Here is an 18,053-nt window from a genome sequence, read left to right as displayed (position 1 = left end):
GTAACCGATGATCACCGAGGAGACGATCGGCGCCCTGGCCACCCGGCTCGACGACGCCCAGACGTTCGTGGCCGACACCCCGAGCCTCGCCGGCACACACACCCTGGACATCGACGACGCCTACGCCGTCCAGGCCGCGCTCCTCGCCCGGCGTGCGGCGCGCGGCGAGGGAGCCACCGGCGTCAAGCTGGGCTTCACCAGCAAGGCCAAAATGGCGCAGATGGGGGTTTCGGAGATCATCGTTGGCCGGCTGACCGACGCCATGTGCGTGGCCGACGGCGGCGAGGTCGAACTGGCCCGGTTCATCCACCCGAAGGTGGAGCCGGAGGTCGCCTTCCGGCTCGCCCGGGACGTGGACACGGACGCCCCCGGCACCGACATCGCCGCCTGTGTGGACGCCGTGGCCCCCGCGCTGGAGATCATCGACTCCCGCTACCGGGACTTCCGCTTCACCTACGAGGACGTCGTCGCGGACAACACGTCCGCGGCGGGCTACGCCATAGGCGCGTGGCAGCCCGTCCAGGACGTGTCCGACCTCCCCGTACGGCTGCACGGTGAGAGCGGCGAGATCCTGGGCTCCACCGCAGCCATCCTGGACGGACCGTTGAACGCACTGCGTGCGCTGCTCGTCATGGCCCGGCGGCGGCGCATTCCGCTGCGGGCGGGCGATGTCGTGCTGGCGGGCGCGGCCACCGCGGCGATCCCGCTGACTCCCGGGGTGACCGCATGCGAGATCACCGGTCTCGGCCGGGTCAGTGTGCGGAGCGTGTGATGGACCAGGCACGTATTGTCCCGGGGAAGGCGACGCCACGCGGTCGCTTCCCGCACTTCCGCCGCGCCGGTGACCTCGTGTTCGTCTCCGGTACCAGCTCCCGCCGCCCCGACAACTCCTTCGTCGGCGTCACGACGGACGAGATGGGCACGCCCGATCTCGACATCCGGGCGCAGACCCGCGCCGTCATCGAGAACATCGCCGACATCCTCGCCGACGCGGGCGGCAGCCTCGCCGACGTCGTCCAGGTGACCGCCTACCTGGTCTCCATGAACGACTTCGGAGGCTACAACGAGGTCTACGGCCGGTACTTCGACGAGAACGGCCCGGCCAGGACCACCGTCGCCGTCCACCAACTTCCCCACCCCCACCTGCTCATCGAGATCCAGGCCGTGGCCCACCTGCCGGCCACCTCCAGCGGCGACACCGTGACAGCCATACCCGGAACCCCTGGGCCCATCGATCTTACGAATGACCGATCAAACCCAAGAAGAAGGTAGGACACCGTGACCGACATTCCCGAGGTCATCGACTTCCAGGGCTGGATCGACGCCCACGCGCACCTGCTGAAGCCGCCGGTGAACAACCGGACCATGTCGCTCGGCAAGGACTTCATCGTCCAGATCCTCGGTGGCCCCAACCAGCGCACCGACTTTCACCTGGACCCGTACGAGGAGTGGTTCTATCAGATCAAGGGGAACATGCATGTCGACCTGATGACCGGCGAGGGCCCGCGGACCGTGCACATCAAGGAGGGGCAGGCGTGGCTGCTGCCGGGCAATGTGCCGCACTCCCCACAGCGCCCCGACCCCGACTCCATCGGCCTGGTGATCGAGCGGGTCCGTGAGGAGGGAACGCTGGAGAAATTCCTGTGGTTCTGCCCGTCCTGCTCCGCGACCGTGCACGAGGTGGAGCTCCAGGTCCGCGACATCGTGGCCGATCTGCCGCCGGTGTTCGAGGAGTTCTACGGCGACGAGCAGGCCCGCGCGTGCCCCGCGTGCGGAACCCTGCACCCCGGGAAGGGCTGACCGGTGGCAGACGTGATCGACGTCCACACCCACCATGTGCCGCGGGGCTGGCCCGACTTGTCGGCCGTGGGCGGTCCCGACGCGCCCTGGCTGCGGATCGAGTCCGAGGCCGAGGCCGTGATCATGACCGGGTCCTCGGAATTCCGCCGCATCCAGGCGGAATGCTGGGATGCGAAGGCGCGGCTGCGGGACATGGACGCGGACGGCGTGTGCACCCAGGTGGTCTCCCCGACCCCGGCCTTCTTCTCCTACGGCCGCAGCGGCGCCGAGGCCGCGAAGATCGCCCGGATTTTCAACGACCTGGCTCTGGAGATCACCGCTCCTGCGCCGGACCGGCTGATCCCCTTCTGCCAGGTGCCGCTCCAGGACCCGGACGCCGCCTGCCGTGAATTGGAGCGGGCCGTCGCGGCCGGTCACCGGGGCGTGGAGATCGGCAACCACGTCGGCGACCAGGACCTGGACAGCGAGGGGGTCGTGACCTTCCTCCAGCACTGCGCGTCACTGGACGTGCCGGTGTTCGTCCATCCCTGGGACATGGACACCTCGCCCCGCCTGGACCGGTGGATGGCGCGGTGGCTGACGGCGATGCCGGCGGAGACCCATCTGTCGATCCTGGCGCTGATCCTGGGGGGTGTCTTCGACCGCATCGACGAGCGGCTGAAGATCTGCTTCGCGCACGGCGGCGGGTCGTTCGCCTTCTGGGCGGGCCGCATGGAGAACGCCTGGCACGGACGCAACGACATCATCGGTACCTCGCAGTACCCGCCCTCGCACTACCTGGGCCGGTTCTCCGTGGACTCGGTCGTCTTCGACGAGCGCGCGCTGCGGCTCCTGGTGGACACCGTCGGCGAGGACCACGTCATGGTGGGCAGCGACTACCCCTATCCGCTGGGCGAGCGCCCGGTGGGCCAAGTGGTGCGCAAGAGCGGTTTCCTCACCGAGGAGGCACGGCAGAAGATCACTCGCGGTAACGCGGAACGCTACCTGGGGCTTTGATCCCCGCCGCGGTCCCGGTCCCCGGCCCGCTCCGCACGGGTACGGGGACCGTCCGTCATCGACTCCGCAGCCTCCTCCAGGCTCCGTATCAGTGCCTGCGCCGAGGGGTTGAGAGCGCGGTCCGCCGACAGGGTCACCCCGACCCGGTGGCCGACCGGCTCCAGCGGCACCGGAAGCCGGGCCAGCCTGCTGTCGTCCTGCACGATCAACGCGGGCAGCACGGCCACCACGTCGGTGTCCAGCAGCAGTTGACGCACCACAAGGAAGGAGGTGGCCTCCACGCGGTTCTGCGGCAATCCGAGCCCCTGCCGGGCGAAGAGTTCCTCCACCTCGCGACGGAGCGTGGTCTGCTGTCCGGGCAGGATCCAGGGGAAACCGAGGGTGTCCGCCAACTCGGCGCCGGGCCGTTCGGTCAGCGGATGGCCCGCGCGGACGACCAGGCCGACGTACTCGTCGTAGAGCGGGCGCCGGATCAGTCCCTCGCCGGAGGGCGCGGTCAGCCGGCCGACGATCAGGTCGATCCGTCCGGCCTCCAGGTCCCGCAGCAGTTCCTCCGGGGACGCTTCGCGCACCACCACGGTGAGCAGGGGATGGTCCCGCTTCAGCGCGGCAACGGCACGCGGCAGCAGGATGTTCGAGCCGGCCAGGTGAGTGCCGACCACGACGGTTCCGCGATCGGCCTCGGCCAGTTCCACGACATGGCGGCCCGCCTGGGTGAGCTGGGCCAGGACGGCGCGCGCGTGCCGGGTGAACGCCTCGCCGAAGACGGTGGCGCTGACTCCCCGGGGGCCGCGCTCGAACAACGGCACGCCGAGGATGTCCTCCAGCTCGTGCAGACTCCGGGTGGCGGCGGGCTGTGTCACATGCAGCTCCGCGGCCGCGCCCACCACCGATCCCTGCCGGGAGAGCGCGTCCATGAGCAGCAGGTGACGCAGCTTGAGCCGGCCGTCGAACAGGCGGGGGATCTCCACGGCACGACACTAACCGAGCCGTGCCCCGTCCTCCGTCCGGCCCTCGCGCAGCACCCGGGACAGCCCGAGAGCGGCCGTACGCACCGCAGGCGCGAGCCGGGCGGCGCTGAAGCGCTCCCGCGGCACTGCGACCGACAGCGCGGCCACGGTCACGCCGCCCGCGAAGACGGGGGCCGCGATGCAACTCACCCCTTCCGCGGCCTCTTCCTCCTCGTAGGCGAGCCCGGCCACCTGGGTCTTCTCCAGCGCCGCGCGCAGCAGCACCGGGTCGGTGAGGGAGCGGGGCGTGAGGCTCGGCAGCGGCCGGGACAGCAGTTCCTCGGTCAGTTCGGCGCCCGAGAAGGCGAGCAGAGCCTTGCCCACGGCGGTGCAGCTCAGCGGCAGGCTCCCACCGATACGGGAGGGCAGCCGCAGTGCGTCGTGGCCATGGATGCGTTCGAGGTAGACCACCTCCAGGCCCTCGCGGACGCCGAGGTGAACGGTCTCACGGGTGGCCTCGAACAGGTCCTGGAGGAAGGGCAGCGCCACCTCCCGCAGATCGCGTCTGCGCGGCACCCGGGAGCCGAGTTCGAAGAGCTTGGCACCCAGCCGGTAGCGGGTTCCCGAGCGTTCCAACCAGCCGAGGCGGACCAGGTCCGCCGTCAGCCGGTGCACGGTCGGCTTGGGCAGCCCGGTGCGCCGCGCAAGTTCCGAGAGGCGGTACGACTCTGTGCCCGGAGCGAAGCACTCAAGGATATGCGCCGCCTTGTCCAGCATGTTGCCCGACTCATTGTTCCGTGTCACGGAACGAACTTTGCCCCGCCGGGGCAGCTCTGTCTATACCAGGGGCATCACCGAGGCCATCGAGGGGCCCGAAGTCCCCGTCACTCTCCGGAGGTTGCGCCATGCCGTCCCCGCCCGATTCCGCCCGGCGCGGCGACCCCCACCCGGCCGTGGTCCGGGCCGCCGACTCGCTGGCCGAGGCCGCCCGCACCCTGACCCCCTGCGCGCCGGTGCGCGCGCTGTTCGACGAAGGCGACATCGAGTCCGCCTACGCCGTCCAGCAGCTCAATGTGCGGCGGGCCCTGGCCGGGGGGCGCCGGATCACCGGCCGCAAGATCGGCCTGACCTCGCCGGCCGTGCAGCGGCAACTCGGCGTGGATCAGCCCGACTTCGGCGCCCTGTTCGCGGACATGGCGGTCCCCGAGGGCGGCCAGGTGCCCGCCGGCCGGTTGCTCCAGCCGAAGGTGGAGGCCGAGGTCGCGCTGATCCTCGGGGCCGACCTGCCGTACGAGGTCTGTACCGTCGCCGACGTGCTGCGGGCCACCGAGTTCGCGCTGCCCGCCCTGGAGATCGTGGACAGCCGGGTGGCGTTCTGGGAAATCTCCCTCGTGGACACCGTCGCCGACAACGCCTCCAGTGGCCTGTACGTCCTCGGCGGCACCCCCGTCCCGCTCACCCGGCTCGATGTGCGCGCGCTGACGATGACGATGACCCGCAACGGCGAGCAGGTCTCGGCGGGCACCGGCGTCGACTGCCTCGGCAGCCCGCTCAACGCGGCCACCTGGCTGGCCTCGGCGCTCGCCACGAGGGGCGATCCGCTAAGGGCGGGCGACGTCGTGCTGACGGGCGCGCTGGGGCCGATGGTTCCCGCGGCGCCGGGAGATGTGTTCGAAGCCCGCATCCCGGACCTCGGGTCGGTGCGGGTCGGGTTCGCGACAGAAGGGAACAACCGATGAGCAGGGCACACCACTCCCGTACCAAGGTCGCTGTTATCGGCTCGGGGAACATCGGCACCGACCTGATGATCAAGGTGCTGCGGCTGTCGGAGAGCCTGGAGATCTCCACCATGGCAGGCATCGACCCGGCCTCCGACGGTCTGGCCCGCGCCCGCCGCCTGAAGGTCGCCACCACGCACGAGGGCGTCGAGGGCCTGGTGGCCATGGACGAGTTCGCCGACGTGGAGATCGTTTTCGATGCCACCTCGGCCGGCGCGCACCGCCACCACGAGGACGTACTGCGCCCGCTGGGCCGTACGCTCATCGACCTCACCCCGGCCGCCATCGGCCCGTACGTGGTCCCGCCGGTCAACGGCGACGGCCACCTCGACGCGCCCAACGTCAACATGGTCACCTGCGGCGGCCAGGCCACGATCCCGATGGTCGCCGCGATAGCGGCGGTGACCCCGGTCCACTACGGCGAGATCGTCGCCTCCATCGCCGCACGCTCCGCCGGCCCCGGTACCCGCGCGAACATCGACGAGTTCACCGAGACCACCGCGTCCGCCATCGAGCAGGTCGGCGGGGCCGCACGGGGCAAGGCGATCATCGTCCTGAACCCGGCCGAGCCCCCGCTGATCATGCGGGACACCGTGCACTGCCTGGTGCACGACTGCGCCACCGAAGAGATCACCGCCTCCGTGGAGGACATGGTCGACCGGGTCCAGGCGTACGTCCCCGGCTACCGGCTCAAGCAGAGGGTGCAGTACGCGCGAGTGAGCGCGGATGACCCGCTGCGCGGGCTGCTGCCCGGGGGCGCCGCGGGTGACGCCCTGCGCGTCTCCGTCTTCCTGGAGGTCGAGGGCGCCGCGCACTACCTGCCCGCGTACGCCGGGAACCTCGACATCATGACCTCGGCCGCGCTGCGCACCGCCGAGCGCATGGCCGCACACCGCTCCACCGAGGGGGTCGCACGATGAGCACCGACACCACCGCAGACGCCCGGCCGGGCCAGGAAACCGTCCCGGCCGCGCTGTACATCCAGGACGTGACCCTGCGGGACGGCATGCACGCCGTGCGGCACCGCTACACCGTCGAGCAGGCCCGTGCCGTCGCCGCCGCCCTGGACTCCGCCGGGGTCGCCGCCATCGAGATCGCCCACGGCGACGGACTGGCCGGCTCCAGCATCAACTACGGCATCGGCGCCCACACCGACTGGGAGTGGATCGAGGCGGTCACGGACGCCGCCGACCGGGCCGTGCCCACCACACTCCTGCTCCCCGGCATCGGCACGCTGCACGACCTGAAGCAGGCCCACGCCCTCGGGATCCGCTCGGTGCGCATCGCCACCCACTGCACCGAGGCCGACATCTCCGCCCAGCACATCGCCGCCGCCCGCGCACTGGGCATGGACGTCGCCGGGTTCCTGATGATGTCCCACATGGCCGAGCCCGCCGAACTCGCCCGCCAGGCCCAGCTGATGGAGTCCTACGGCGCGCACTGCGTCTACGTCACCGACTCCGGCGGCCGCCTCACGATGGACGGCGTCCGCGACCGCTTCCGCGCCTACCGCGACCTCCTCGACCCGGCCACCGAGCTGGGCATCCACGCCCACCACAACCTCGCCCTGGGCGTGGCCAACACCGTCGCCGCCGTGGAGAACGGCGCCGTACGCGTCGACGCCTCGCTCGCCGGGCAGGGCGCGGGAGCCGGCAACTGCCCCCTGGAGGCGTTCATTGCCGTCGCCGACCTCATGGGCTGGGAGCACGGCTGCGACCTGTTCCCGCTCATGGACGCCGCCGACGACCTCGTACGCCCCCTACAGGACCGCGAGGTCCGGGTCGACCGCGAGACTCTCACCCTCGGCTACGCCGGCGTCTACTCCAGCTTCCTGCGTCACGCCGAGGCCGCCGCCGCCCGGTACGGCCTGGACACCCGCGCCATCCTGGTCGAGGTCGGTCGCCGGAAGATGGTCGGCGGCCAAGAGGACATGATCACCGACATCGCACTCGACCTGACCGCGGGGCGGGCCGGCGCAGCCTGAACACCACCTCGGCACAGAGCCTGCGGCCGGCGTGCTCGGCCACCGCCAACACGTCTGATAGGGGCGTGACTTGGCGGTGTGTCAACGGCGGAGCAGCGGGGCCGCCCCTGCGATGGCCCGCGACCGCGGTGAGATCCCGTGGAAGGTGCGAGGTGACCCCTCACGCCTCCGCGACGGCTTCCAGCGGGCTCAGGGCGGCTGCCCGGCGGGCCGGGACGGCGGCGGCGAGCGCGCCGGTCGTGAGGGACAGCAGGCATACGAGGAGGAGCGTCCCCCAGGGCAGTGCCAGGGAGTACTCCGCCATCGCGCCGTTGGCGAGTGCGCCGGCCGCCCAGGCGCCGAACACTCCGCCTGCCAGGCCGAGGAGGGTGCCGAACGCGGCGACGGTCACGGCTTCCAGGCGGATCATCCGGCGGATGCCGGCGCGGTCCATGCCGAGGACGCGCAGTACGCCGATCTCGCGGGTGCGTTCGGCGACCGACATGGCCAGGGTGTTCACGATGCCGAGCGAGGAGATGACGGCGCCGATGGCGAGGAGCCCGTACATCAGGGTGAGCAGGTTGCTCATGGTGCCGGCGGCCTCGCGTACCAGCTCGGCGCGGTTCTGCACCTTGAGCAGGGGGCTGTTGCCGACGGCGGTGCGCAGATCGTGCCCGGCCGCGTCGTCGGCGCGGACGAGGATGCGCTGCACGGAGTGGGGCAGGAAGCCGTCCTGCTGGACTTCGGTGCGCGAGCCCAGCGCGTCGCGGGCGGTGGGGTTGTCCTGGTAGATGCCCACGACGGTGTGGAGTTTGGGGGTCTGGTTCTTGCCAATGCTGATCTTGATCCGGCTGCCGGTGGTCAGCCGGTGCTGCCGGGCGAGGCTGCTGGAGACGGCGATCCGGCCCGGTCCGAGGCGGGTGTCGGAGCCGCTGAGGAAGTGGAGCTTCATGACCTGGTTGACGGTGGCCGGGTCGACACCGGAGATCTCCTGGACGTGGCCGCCGATGGACACGGTCGAGTCCGCGACGGCGCCGGCGGTCCGTACACCCGGCGCTCGGGTCACGCGCTGTACGGCCGTCGGGTCGATGCCGGTCATGGTGTCGCTGGTGCTGATCACGTAGTCGGCGCTGAGACCGGCCGCGGCCTGGTGGTCGAGGGCCTGCCCGGTGGAGTTGCCGATGATGGCGAGGCCGCTGACCAGGGCGGTGCTGATCAACAGCGTTGCGGCGGTCGCGGCGGTGCGGCGCGGGTCGCGGAGCGCGTTCAGCTGGGCGAGTTGGCCGGTGACGCCGAACCGGCGGGTGACGCGTCCGGTCAGCCGGAGCACCGGGGGCGCGAGCACGGGCGCGACCATGATCAGGCCGATGACGAGGAAGCCGCAGCCGAGCATGGCGTTGTTGAGGTTCTGCTCGGAGGCGTCCTTCGCGGTGGCGGCGAGCGAGGCCAGCGTGCCGACGCTGAGGGCGAGCAGGGCCGCCCCGGCGATGGGGCGCACGCGGGAGCGGGGGGCGGGCTGTACGGCCGAGCGAAGGGCCTCGACCGGGGCGATCTTCGCGGCCCTGCGGGACGGCAGCCAGGCGGCGATGACGGTCACGCCGATCCCGACGAACAGGGCCGCCGCGATCGGGCGGGCGCCGATCACCAGCGCGCCTTGGGGCAATTGGTTCCCGCCACTGCTCAGCAGACCCGGCAGGACCTGGGCGATGCCGAGGCCGACGAGGAAACCGGCCACGGAGGCGGCGAGGCCGACCAGGAAGGCTTCGGCGAGGAGCGTGCGCACCACCTGACGGCGCGTCGCGCCGATCGCCCGCAGCAGAGCGATCTCACGGGTGCGCCGGGCGACGAGCATGGTGAAGGTGTTGATGATCAGGAACGAGCCGATGAACAGCGCGACCGCGGCGAAGACCATCGGCATCTTCGTGTAGCCGCGGGTCAGAGTGCCGACGTAGAGGGCCTGCTGGGCGGCCTGGGCGGTGCCAGAGGTGGCCTCGGCCCCGGCCGGGAGCATCGCGGTGACCTGCTGCGTCAGCGCGGACTCGTCGGCGCCGGGAGTGGCGGACACGTCGATGCTGGTGAAGTGGCCCGGGGTGGCGAACAGGCGCTCTGCGGTGGCCTGGTCGAACAGGGTGAGGGTGCCGCCGGCGGTGACCCGGGTGTCTGTGGTGGTGACGATGCCGACGAGGTGTTTGGTCATGGCCGGGCCGTCGGTGGCCAGCGTGATTGTGTCGCCGAGCCGGTAGTGGCCTGCGGCGGCGGTGCCCCGGTCGACGGCGATCTCGCTGCTCTTGGCCGGGGCGTGGCCCTCGATCAGCGGATAGCGGGGGTCCTTGCCTTTGCTGCCCGGTATGTAGGCGGCGGCCTGGTTCGCGCCCGGCTTGACGCGCAGCGGGGTTCCGTCCGCCGCGTTCAGGGCGGCGCTGCCGTCGACCGACGGCCGTACGGCGGCGACGCCGGGCACGTTCGTGAGCTTCCGCGCGAGCGTGTCGGTGAGGGGGCTCGGCTCATCCGCAGAGGTGCCGGGCGGGGGGTCGGTCGCGGTGACGCTGACCGCGATGTCGGTGAAGTTCCTGGACGCGGCGGCCTGGTAGGCGGCGGCGGTCGAGTCCGCGAAGACGAGAGTGCCGGAGACGAACGCGACACCCAGGCAGACGGCGAGGACGGTCATCAGCAGACGCGCTTTGTGCGCCAGGACGTTGCGCAGGGCTGTACTCAGCATGAGGAGCTTTCAGGGACGTGGAGGGACGAGAGCGTGGGGCGCAGGTGCGGATCAGCTGGTGCGTGAGTGGGCGTCGAAGATCTTCATGACGCCGAGGACCCGGTCCGGGGTGGGGTGTGCGATCTCGTCGACCAGGCGGCCGTCGGAGAGGAAGACCACGCGGTCGGCGTATCCGGCGGCGACGGGGTCGTGGGTGACCATGACCACGGTCTGGCCCAGCTCCCGTACCGAGTCGCGCAGAAAGCCGAGGACCTCGGCCCCGGCGCGGGAGTCGAGATTGCCGGTGGGCTCGTCGCCGAAGATGATCGCGGGGCGGGAGGCCAGGGCGCGGGCGACCGCGACGCGCTGCTGCTGCCCGCCGGACAGCTGCGCGGGGCGGTGGCCGAGGCGCTTGGCGAGGCCGACCATGGCGACCACGCGGTCCAGCCACTGCTGGTCGGGCCGGCGTCCGGCGATGCTCAGCGGCAGCGTGATGTTCTCCAGCGCGGTCAGCGTCGGCAGCAGGTTGAACGCCTGGAAGATGAAGCCGATGCGGTCGCGGCGCAGCTGGGTGAGCTGCCGGTCGCCCAGCGAGTTCAGTTCGGTGGTGCCGATGCGCACGGAGCCGGAGGTGGGGGCGTCGAGCCCGGCGGCGCAGTGCATCAGGGTGGACTTGCCACAGCCGGACGGGCCCATGATCGCGGTGAATTCGCCCTCCCGGAAGCCGATGCTGACCCGGTCCAGGGCGGTGACCCGGGTGTCACCGCTGCCGAAGACCTTCGTCAGATCGGTGGTTTCGGCCGCGTGCCCGGGCGTCGTGTGCAGCGTGGTCGGGAAGCGGGGGGCGGTGGTCACTGCGGACTCCTCTTCGGGTGCGGAAAGGTGCACTCCGAAGGGTGTCCGGGGAACGTATCGGCGCCTGAGCCACCGTGTATCGGCGCCCGCGCTGCTTCGTAGCAGTTCGGTAGGGCGTGGGCGCCGGGCGGTCAGTCCGGCAGGCGCAGGGTGGCGATGGCGCCGCCCTCCGGGGCGTTGTCCAGACGCAGCTCGGCGCCGAGAAGCCGGGCCTGTCCCAGGGCGATGGTCAGGCCCAGGCCATGGCCCGTGCCGCGCTCGGTGGCCCCCGTGTGGAACCGGCGCGGACCGTGGCGCAGCAGATCCGCCGGAAAACCGGGGCCATGGTCGCGCACGACGACCGTACGGCCCTCGACGGTGACCCCGACCGGGGCCTCCCCGTGCCGGTGGGCGTTGACCACGAGGTTGCTGACGATCCGCTCCAGGCGGCGCGGGTCGGTCTCCACGGTCGTGGCGTCCCCTGCGCCCTGCCCATCGGCGACGGCGACCTCGGTGTCGAGGCCGGTGCGCGCCACCGCCTCGGAGACGACGGCGCCGAGCGGCACCCGGGCGCGGACGGGCTGTTCGGCCCCGGCGTCCAGGCGGGAGATCTCCAGGAGGTCCTCGACCAGGCCGCGCAGATCACGCACCCGGGCACGGAGCAGATCCTCCGTCTCACCCGGCGGCAACAGGTCGACGGCGGCCAGCAGACCGCCGACGGGGGTGCGCAGCTCGTGGGCCACGTCCGCGGTGAACTGCCGCTCGGTACGCAGCCGTTGGCCGAGACTGTCGGCCATGAGATCGACGGTGGCGGCGATGTCGGCCACCTCGTCGCGGCCCTTGGTGGGACCGGTCCGGGCGTCGAGGTCCCCGGCGGAGATCCGGCCCGCGGTCTCGGAGACCCGCCGCAGCCTGCGGGCGAGCAGCCCGGCCCCGTAGACGGCCAGGGGCGCGGCCGCCGTGAGCGTGACCAGTGAGGCCAGCGTCATGGTCATGTCGAGTCGGCGCAGGTCGTAGAACTCGCCGCTCATGTTGACCTGGACGGCGAGGACCGGGCTGCCCGGGCCGCCGGTCCGCATGGCGGCCCACACGCTCGGCCCCATATTTCCGTCGACGCGCTCGTCGTAGGCCGTGTGCCGGTCGCCGTCGGCCGGGTCACGCAGTGCGGCGGGCAGGCCGGCCGGATCGAGCTCGGCGCCGTCCGCCAGGGTGCCGGTACGCCGGTAGACGTCCATGGCCGAGTAGACCCCGTTGAAGGCTTCCGCTTCGGCCCGGTCGCGGATGCTGTCCGCGGTCCACAGGTGCACCAGCACGCCCACCGCCGCCACGACCAGGCACGCCGTGACCGCGGCCAGCGCGGCGATCTTCCAGCGCAGGGAGGTGAGGTCCGGCCGCAGCCGGCGGAAGCGAACCACCGGCCTCAGCGCCTGAGCTTGTAGCCGAAGCCGCGGACCGTCTCGATCCGCTCCCGCCCCAGCTTCTTGCGCAGCCGCTGTACACACAGGTCCACCACCCGGCTGTCGCCGTCCCAGCCGTACTCCCATACGTTGCGCAGCAGGGTGTGGCGCTCCAGCACGACGCCCGGGTGGGCGGCGAACTCCAGCAGCAGCTTCAGTTCGGTCGGGGTCAGCGCCACCGGGCTTCCGGAGACGAACACCTCCATGCCGGCGGTGTCGACGCTCAGGTCCCCGAAGACCAGCACATCTCCCTCGGACGGCCGTTCCTCGCCCGCGCCGCGCCCGGGTCCCGGGGCGGGCGCGTAGGTCGCCCGCCGCAGCAGCGAGCGGATGCGCGCCACCAGCACGTACGTCTCCACGGGCTTGACCACGTAGTCGTCCGCTCCGGCCTCCAGACCGGCGACCACATCGAGCCCGTCACCGCGAGCGGACATCATCAAGACCGGCACCAAGCTGGCCTCCCGGACCTTGCGGCACAGGCCGATCCCGTCCAGACCGGGCAGCATCACGTCCAAGATCAGCAGGTCGAAGCTCTCCTCGCGGAAGAGCTCAAGCCCCGTGAGCCCGTCGTCGGCGGCCCTCACCACAAACCCGTAACGCTCCAGAGCGACGGTGAACGACCGCCGCATCAGGTCGTCGTCCTCCACCAGCAACACACGAACGGCAGGCGGAGAAACCCCGGCCGGGGCGGATGAGGACACGGGGGATGACTCCTGTTCGGATGGCCCAGGCATCAGCCGGCTGCACACACAGCCGGCGACCTGAACGGAACCATACGGCAGGCTCCGAACGCGGCGACGGCTTCGGCGGGGGCGGCCCACCGATTCGATGGACACTCAAGCGCTCACTGATACCCACCGGATACACAACACCGCTCGGCGGCCGGAGCCCCATCTGGATCATCCCCGCGTCGGCACTGTCACCGGCTCCCCCGACTGCTCAGGCTCCCCTGATCGCTCAACGCCCCCACCGGTCCCGCACCCGGCCATCGTCGGTCTGGCCATCGGCCCGCTCGGCGTCGCCGGCGTCATGTGGATCTTCGTGATCCTCTACGTCCTCAGCGCGGTCCTCGCCCTCTTCCTGCGACTTCCCGCCGAGGAGCCCTCACCGGCCACCGCCCAACAGTCCGCCGCCGGCCGGGACGTCACACCGCCGACCGAGCCGGTCAGCAGCTGAGGCGTTCGCATGGATGGGCGCAGCAGATTGCTGCGCCCATCCATTGTGGTGTTCCGCCCGCAGTGTCAGCCCTTCATGGCTGCCCAGAACTCCTCGAAGGACATCTGGTGGTCGCCGTTGGTGTCGAGCGAGTCGATCAGCTCCTGGGCCTGCGACTCGGTGATCTCCGAGCCCTCCAACTCCGCCACGACCTTCCGGTATTCGTCCGCGGTGACCAGGCCGTCCCCGTCGAGGTCGTAGCGCTCGAAGACCTTCCGCGCCGCCGTCTCCATGATGTCTGCCATGTGCTTCACCCTTGTGCGATCTTCGCTGACGGGCCCAGGCTATCCGTCCTCCCGGAGCGACGCGGAAGGTGCCCGCCCGCCCGGCTGTTGTGAGCCGAGCACGTCCCCGTCCATGGCCGACCGGGATCACCCGGCCTGCTCCACCAGTCAGCCGGCCACCTAGACTTCCCCCGTCTCAAAGCTGATCGGAGCATGACATGCGTCGCCTCACCCTCATCCCCGTCCTCGCGACAGTCGCCGCCCTCGCACTTGCCGGGTGCGCACAGGACTTCGGCCAAGGCCCTGAAGGCCGGGTCACCGAAAAGACCAAGGACGGGAAGAAGTTCTACTTGGTCGTCGACCCCACAAAGGAGGGCAAGGAGCAGAAGTTCCGGGTCAGCAAGTACGACTACCACGACTGCAACCGGGGCTCGAAGTACCCCAAGTGCATCGACGATTAGCAGGCGACTTCGAGAAGCCCTTGGTGGAGCAGCTTTCCTCATAGTCAGAGCCCGGGGCTCCGGCCTGCCGGGAGGGGCTGTTCCGCCCAAATGACCTTCCCCTCACGGGAATGACGGGTCCCCCAGTGACTGGCGAGCTGGGCGACTAGCAGCAGGCCACGCGGCCAAATCGGTGCAATGGGACGGGAGTTGGCCGGATCCTCAGCCATCGGTGGAGGCCGAAGCGCGCTGTTCCAGTCGCTTCAATGCGAGCGTGCCCCACCGGAGGTTGTCCTGTTCCAAGCTCATTCCCCGCAACAAGGTGAGGTAGGGGCCGATGCGCTCGGCGGTCGCGAAGAAATCCTCCTCGGTGCGGCCGTCCAGCAGGCGCTTCTGTAGCCGCTCATAGCGGGCCAGCTTGGCAGTGGACCGCTCCGTGCGTTCGGCGATCATGGATCGTACGGCCCTGATGTCACCTGCGTCGACGCACTGAATCTTGACCATCAGCTCGTCCCTGATGGCTGTCGGCTTGGGGGGCTCGGCGGTGTAGGCCCGCACCGCCTCGAATCCGGCCTCGGTCAGGGAGAACAGCCGCTTGTTGGGGCGGCGCTCCTGTTCCACGACGCGGGCGGTGATGAGCCCGTCGGCCTCCATGCGCTCCAGTTCCCGGTAGAGCTGCTGGGGGGTGGCCATCCAGAAGTTGGCAACCGAGGCGTCGAAGCCCTTCGCGAGGTCGTATCCGGACGCCTCGCCCTCCAGGAGAGCGGCCATCACCGCGTTACGTAGAGCCATGCCCCCCAAACTAGCAGTGGTTGATTAGTAAAAAAAGTGACTAGATCTGGACGGGGTGCGCCCGCGACCCTAGTCTGCGATGCACCTATTCAACTCGTTGTTTATGCGAGGTGATCTTTGTGTACCCCTTCCGCAAGGCCGGCGAGGCGCGCGACGTGGGCGCCGGCGCCGGCCTGCCGGCCGGGTTCGACGGAATCGCGCGAGAGGCGGCCGGCCATGAGTGACGTCGACGCCGTGGTCATCGGGGCCGGCAACGCCGGCCTGACTGCCGCCGCCACCCTCCAGCGCGCGGGACTGCGCACGCTGCTGGTGGAGCGCCACAACATCCCCGGCGGCTGCGCCACCTCCTTCCGGCGGGGCCGCTACGAGATGGAGGTGGCCCTGCACCAGCTCTCGGGGGTCGGCGTGGAGGGCCAGGAGTTCTCCCTGCGGGGCCTGTTCGAGGACCTGGGCGTCATCGACCACCTCGACTTCGTCCAGGAGCACGACCTCTACCGGGCCGTGGTGCCCGGCGAGTACGACGTGACGTTGCCCGCGGACTGGACGGCCGCCGTGGACGCGCTGAGCGATGCCTTCCCGGGCAACCGCGCGGGCGTCGAGCGGTTTTTCCAGCTCCTGAAGGACACCACGATCTGGCAGATCGCCGCCATGCGCGGCCTGCCGGCCGAGCAGATCGACCCCGACTACTTCCGCCAGGGGCTGCGGCCGTACGGCGAGGTGCTGGACGACCACTTCGACGACCCCCGGCTCAAGTCGGCCCTCGCCGCCTACTGGCCCTACCTCGGACAGCCGCCCTCCCGAGTCGCCTTCCAGGACCTGGCGCTGATGCTGTTCGCCTACTTCGAGTTCAAGCCATGGCACATCAGGGGCGGCTCGCAGGCCATGTCCAGCGCGTTTCTCGACTCGTTCCTCAGGGCGGGCGGCGAGGTCCGCTTCAACACGGCGGTCGAGGCGATCCTGACCGAGCGGGGACGCGCCGTCGGTGTGCGCCTCGACGACGGCCAGGAGATCTCCGCGCGAAACGTCATCTCCAACGCCTCGATACCGGTGACGTACGCCATGCTCGGCGACGCCGTTCCCACAGCCGTACGGGACGATCTCGCCACCCGCCGCATCGGCGTATCGGGCTTCATCCTGCACATGGGGCTGGACGCCACACCCGCCGAGCTCGGCTTCACCACCAGCACCACCTTCGTCAACGCCGACCTGGACAACGACCGCATGCGGGCCTCCTGGCACACCCTGGAGCCGGCCCGCGGGATCTGCGTCTCCTCCTACGACATCGCCCCGATCGGCTTCGCCCCCTCAGGCGCCACCCACGTCAGCCTCATGACCCTCCAGTACGCGGACGCCTGGGAGAAGGTCCCGCCCGGCGAGTACGCCCGTACCAAATTCGCCTATGCCGAGACGCTGCTGGACCGCGTCGAGGTGGTCACGCCCGGCATCCGCGACGCCATCGAGGAGGTCGACGTCGCCACCCCGATGACCCTGTCCCGCTACCTCGGGCATCCCGGCGGCGCGATCTACGGCTACGACCAGGACCGCACCGAGAACTGGCTCTTCCGCAACAGCGAACGCGAGACCCATGTCCCCGGCCTCCACCTGGCCGGCTCGTGGGCCGGAATGGGCGGCTTCCAGACGTCGCTGCAATCCGGTCACCGGGTCGCCCGCGGCCTGCTGCGCCACCAGGCCGCCTGACCACACGATCCGACAGGGAGTCTGCCGTGCCCCACCGCCTTGCCCCGCTCTTCGAGGGCTACACCGACGTCCAGGCCGACATCGACAGCCGGCCCGCGGACACCGCCGACCACGCTGCCGAGACACGGCGCACTATCGCGTCGTACCGTCCCCGACGGCTTACGCTCACCGTCTCCGACGTCATCACCGAGACCGTCAGCTCGGCCACCTTCCGGCTGCGCCGTCCCGACGGCGCGGACCTGCCGCCGTTCCTGGCCGGGCAGTACGTGGGCGTGTTCGCAGGCCACACCAACCGCCCGTACGCCCTGTCCTCCAGCCCGGCGAGCCCCGGCCACTGGGACCTGACGGTGCGCCGGGTACCCGGCGGGCGGATCAGCAACCACCTCATCGACACCCTCGCGGCGGGCCACACCCTCACCACAACCGGGCCGATGGGCACCTTCCACCACAACCCGCTCTTCCACGGCGACGACCTCGTGTTCCTCGCCGGCGGCTCCGGCGTCGTACCGGCCATGAGCATGATCCGCGACATCGTCGACCACGGACTGGACCGCCGCTTCCACCTGATCTACGGCTCTCGCACACCGGATGACGTGATCTTCCACGAGGAACTCGACGCCCTCGCCGCCAACTACCCGAACATCCGCGTCGACCACGTCATGACCGAGCCCGGAATCGGGTGGGCCGGGCCCACCGGCCTGCTCACCGCCGCGCTGATCAAGACCCTCGCCGGCCCGCTCGACGGCCGTATGGTCTACGTCTGCGGCCCACAGGCCCTGTACCCGTACGCGCTGCGGCAGCTGGAAGGGCTCGGCCACCCCCGCCGCCGGATCCGCTTCGAGGCCAACGGCGCTCCCGCCGACCCCACCCGCCAGTCCCACTGGCCGGCCGCCGCGGACCCCGACTCCGAGGTCACCGTCACCGCCGGTGGCACGTCGTTCCGCACCCGCCGCGGGCGGCCCCTGCTGGACGCGCTGGAGGACCAGGGCGTCCGCCCGGAAGCGGCCTGCCGCTCCGGCGAGTGCGGCCTGTGCCGCGTCCGCGTCCTCAAGGGCACCGTCCACACCGCCGAGGAAGCCCAACTGCGCATGTCCGACGAGCGGTTCGGCTACACCCACTCCTGCGTCGCCTACCCGGTCACCGACCTCGACCTCGACATCTGATCCGGTACGGCGCTCGGGTCACGAGTACAAGTCAGGAAGACGGGA

19 protein-coding genes are annotated in these 18,053 nt (G+C 70.8%); 11 read left to right on the top strand and 8 right to left on the bottom strand.

Annotated elements, in window-relative coordinates:
* The first annotated feature begins 7 nt into the window (after positions 1-7).
* From AC3EUV_RS21070 to AC3EUV_RS21055, 4 genes are read left to right on the top strand one after another with little or no spacing between them, the layout of a single operon-like run.
* Entirely contained in the window at positions 8-772 is a 765-nt protein-coding gene (locus AC3EUV_RS21070) for a 2-keto-4-pentenoate hydratase (RefSeq protein WP_435603579.1), read from the top strand.
* On the top strand, positions 772-1,272 hold the full coding sequence (locus AC3EUV_RS21065; RefSeq protein WP_435603578.1) for a RidA family protein: 501 nt from the start codon (positions 772-774) through the stop codon (positions 1,270-1,272). The genes AC3EUV_RS21070 and AC3EUV_RS21065 overlap by 1 nt, the downstream gene beginning before the upstream one ends.
* A gap of 6 nt (positions 1,273-1,278) precedes the next feature.
* A complete protein-coding gene (locus tag AC3EUV_RS21060) occupies positions 1,279-1,800 on the top strand; it encodes a 3-hydroxyanthranilate 3,4-dioxygenase (RefSeq protein WP_432143470.1) in 522 nt (173 codons plus the stop codon).
* Between the two features lie 3 nt (positions 1,801-1,803).
* The gene (locus AC3EUV_RS21055; RefSeq protein ID WP_432143469.1) at positions 1,804-2,796 is read left to right on the top strand and encodes an amidohydrolase family protein; all 993 of its coding nucleotides are present in this window, start codon (positions 1,804-1,806) and stop codon (positions 2,794-2,796) included.
* Here AC3EUV_RS21055 and AC3EUV_RS21050 read toward each other — a convergent pair.
* Positions 2,781-3,767, bottom strand: coding sequence for a LysR substrate-binding domain-containing protein (locus AC3EUV_RS21050; protein WP_432143468.1), 987 nt, complete (start codon positions 3,765-3,767; stop codon positions 2,781-2,783). The genes AC3EUV_RS21055 and AC3EUV_RS21050 overlap by 16 nt on opposite strands.
* Before the next feature lie 9 nt (positions 3,768-3,776).
* Entirely contained in the window at positions 3,777-4,523 is a 747-nt protein-coding gene (locus tag AC3EUV_RS21045) for an IclR family transcriptional regulator (protein WP_435603605.1), read from the bottom strand.
* A 128-nt stretch (positions 4,524-4,651) separates the two neighbouring features.
* On the opposite strand from AC3EUV_RS21045, the gene AC3EUV_RS21040 reads away from it, so the two are divergent.
* From AC3EUV_RS21040 to dmpG, 3 genes are read left to right on the top strand one after another with little or no spacing between them, the layout of a single operon-like run.
* Positions 4,652-5,485: a 2-keto-4-pentenoate hydratase gene (locus AC3EUV_RS21040; RefSeq protein WP_432143467.1), complete on the top strand. Its 834-nt coding sequence runs from the start codon at positions 4,652-4,654 to the stop codon at positions 5,483-5,485.
* Complete coding sequence (locus tag AC3EUV_RS21035; protein WP_432143466.1) at positions 5,482-6,444, top strand: acetaldehyde dehydrogenase (acetylating); 963 nt, start codon at positions 5,482-5,484, stop codon at positions 6,442-6,444. The genes AC3EUV_RS21040 and AC3EUV_RS21035 overlap by 4 nt, the downstream gene beginning before the upstream one ends.
* The gene (gene dmpG / locus AC3EUV_RS21030; protein WP_432143465.1) at positions 6,441-7,508 is read left to right on the top strand and encodes a 4-hydroxy-2-oxovalerate aldolase; all 1,068 of its coding nucleotides are present in this window, start codon (positions 6,441-6,443) and stop codon (positions 7,506-7,508) included. The genes AC3EUV_RS21035 and dmpG overlap by 4 nt, the downstream gene beginning before the upstream one ends.
* 160 nt (positions 7,509-7,668) lie before the next feature.
* On the opposite strand, the gene AC3EUV_RS21025 is transcribed toward dmpG, so the two are convergent.
* The 4 genes from AC3EUV_RS21025 to cseB form a co-directional block, all read right to left on the bottom strand.
* Positions 7,669-10,206 carry an ABC transporter permease gene (locus tag AC3EUV_RS21025; RefSeq protein ID WP_435603577.1) on the bottom strand — a complete coding sequence of 846 codons (2,538 nt, stop codon included), beginning with the start codon at positions 10,204-10,206 and terminating at the stop codon, positions 7,669-7,671.
* Between the two features lie 51 nt (positions 10,207-10,257).
* Positions 10,258-11,040 (bottom strand): ABC transporter ATP-binding protein, encoded by a 783-nt coding sequence (locus AC3EUV_RS21020; RefSeq protein ID WP_435603576.1) that lies wholly within the window; start codon positions 11,038-11,040, stop codon positions 10,258-10,260.
* A 131-nt stretch (positions 11,041-11,171) separates the two neighbouring features.
* A complete protein-coding gene (locus tag AC3EUV_RS21015; RefSeq protein WP_435603575.1) occupies positions 11,172-12,434 on the bottom strand; it encodes a sensor histidine kinase in 1,263 nt (420 codons plus the stop codon).
* Positions 12,435-12,439: 5 nt separating this feature from the next.
* On the bottom strand, positions 12,440-13,177 hold the full coding sequence (gene cseB / locus AC3EUV_RS21010) for a two-component system response regulator CseB (RefSeq protein WP_435603574.1): 738 nt from the start codon (positions 13,175-13,177) through the stop codon (positions 12,440-12,442).
* Between the two features lie 328 nt (positions 13,178-13,505).
* On the opposite strand from cseB, the gene AC3EUV_RS21005 reads away from it, so the two are divergent.
* Complete coding sequence (locus tag AC3EUV_RS21005) at positions 13,506-13,652, top strand: hypothetical protein (protein WP_435603573.1); 147 nt, start codon at positions 13,506-13,508, stop codon at positions 13,650-13,652.
* A 65-nt stretch (positions 13,653-13,717) separates the two neighbouring features.
* Here the strand turns inward: AC3EUV_RS21005 and AC3EUV_RS21000 are convergent, their stop codons facing one another.
* Entirely contained in the window at positions 13,718-13,936 is a 219-nt protein-coding gene (locus AC3EUV_RS21000) for an EF-hand domain-containing protein (protein WP_432143459.1), read from the bottom strand.
* A gap of 197 nt (positions 13,937-14,133) precedes the next feature.
* On the opposite strand from AC3EUV_RS21000, the gene AC3EUV_RS20995 reads away from it, so the two are divergent.
* Positions 14,134-14,376 (top strand): hypothetical protein, encoded by a 243-nt coding sequence (locus AC3EUV_RS20995; protein WP_432143458.1) that lies wholly within the window; start codon positions 14,134-14,136, stop codon positions 14,374-14,376.
* A 201-nt stretch (positions 14,377-14,577) separates the two neighbouring features.
* On the opposite strand, the gene AC3EUV_RS20990 is transcribed toward AC3EUV_RS20995, so the two are convergent.
* A complete protein-coding gene (locus tag AC3EUV_RS20990; protein ID WP_432143457.1) occupies positions 14,578-15,147 on the bottom strand; it encodes a PadR family transcriptional regulator in 570 nt (189 codons plus the stop codon).
* A gap of 216 nt (positions 15,148-15,363) precedes the next feature.
* Between AC3EUV_RS20990 and AC3EUV_RS20985 the strand changes: the two genes are divergently transcribed.
* Together AC3EUV_RS20985 and AC3EUV_RS20980 are read left to right on the top strand one after the other, a co-directional pair.
* Entirely contained in the window at positions 15,364-16,845 is a 1,482-nt protein-coding gene (locus AC3EUV_RS20985; protein WP_432143456.1) for a phytoene desaturase family protein, read from the top strand.
* Positions 16,846-16,871: 26 nt separating this feature from the next.
* Positions 16,872-18,008, top strand: a complete 1,137-nt coding sequence (locus AC3EUV_RS20980; RefSeq protein WP_432143455.1) for a 2Fe-2S iron-sulfur cluster-binding protein — start codon at positions 16,872-16,874, stop codon at positions 18,006-18,008.
* Positions 18,009-18,053: the final 45 nt, after the last annotated feature.

The sequence above is a fragment of the Streptomyces sp. bgisy130 genome (assembly GCF_057708345.1).
Note: the sequence above shows the minus strand (reverse complement) of the source record. Positions and strands in the feature narration are given on the sequence as shown.

What these genes read in the sequence shown, in the direction of transcription:
- AC3EUV_RS21070 (WP_435603579.1), top strand. Translation starts at nt 8, where the DNA reads ATGATCACCGAGGAGACGATCGGCGCCCTGGCCACCCGGCTCGACGAC.
- AC3EUV_RS21065 (WP_435603578.1), top strand. Translation starts at nt 772, where the DNA reads ATGGACCAGGCACGTATTGTCCCGGGGAAGGCGACGCCACGCGGTCGC.
- AC3EUV_RS21045 (WP_435603605.1), bottom strand. Translation starts at nt 4,523, where the DNA reads ATGCTGGACAAGGCGGCGCATATCCTTGAGTGCTTCGCTCCGGGCACA.
- AC3EUV_RS21040 (WP_432143467.1), top strand. Translation starts at nt 4,652, where the DNA reads ATGCCGTCCCCGCCCGATTCCGCCCGGCGCGGCGACCCCCACCCGGCC.
- AC3EUV_RS21035 (WP_432143466.1), top strand. Translation starts at nt 5,482, where the DNA reads ATGAGCAGGGCACACCACTCCCGTACCAAGGTCGCTGTTATCGGCTCG.
- dmpG (WP_432143465.1), top strand. Translation starts at nt 6,441, where the DNA reads ATGAGCACCGACACCACCGCAGACGCCCGGCCGGGCCAGGAAACCGTC.
- AC3EUV_RS21025 (WP_435603577.1), bottom strand. Translation starts at nt 10,206, where the DNA reads ATGCTGAGTACAGCCCTGCGCAACGTCCTGGCGCACAAAGCGCGTCTG.
- AC3EUV_RS21005 (WP_435603573.1), top strand. Translation starts at nt 13,506, where the DNA reads ATGTGGATCTTCGTGATCCTCTACGTCCTCAGCGCGGTCCTCGCCCTC.
- AC3EUV_RS21000 (WP_432143459.1), bottom strand. Translation starts at nt 13,936, where the DNA reads ATGGCAGACATCATGGAGACGGCGGCGCGGAAGGTCTTCGAGCGCTAC.
- AC3EUV_RS20995 (WP_432143458.1), top strand. Translation starts at nt 14,134, where the DNA reads ATGCGTCGCCTCACCCTCATCCCCGTCCTCGCGACAGTCGCCGCCCTC.
- AC3EUV_RS20990 (WP_432143457.1), bottom strand. Translation starts at nt 15,147, where the DNA reads ATGGCTCTACGTAACGCGGTGATGGCCGCTCTCCTGGAGGGCGAGGCG.
- AC3EUV_RS20985 (WP_432143456.1), top strand. Translation starts at nt 15,364, where the DNA reads ATGAGTGACGTCGACGCCGTGGTCATCGGGGCCGGCAACGCCGGCCTG.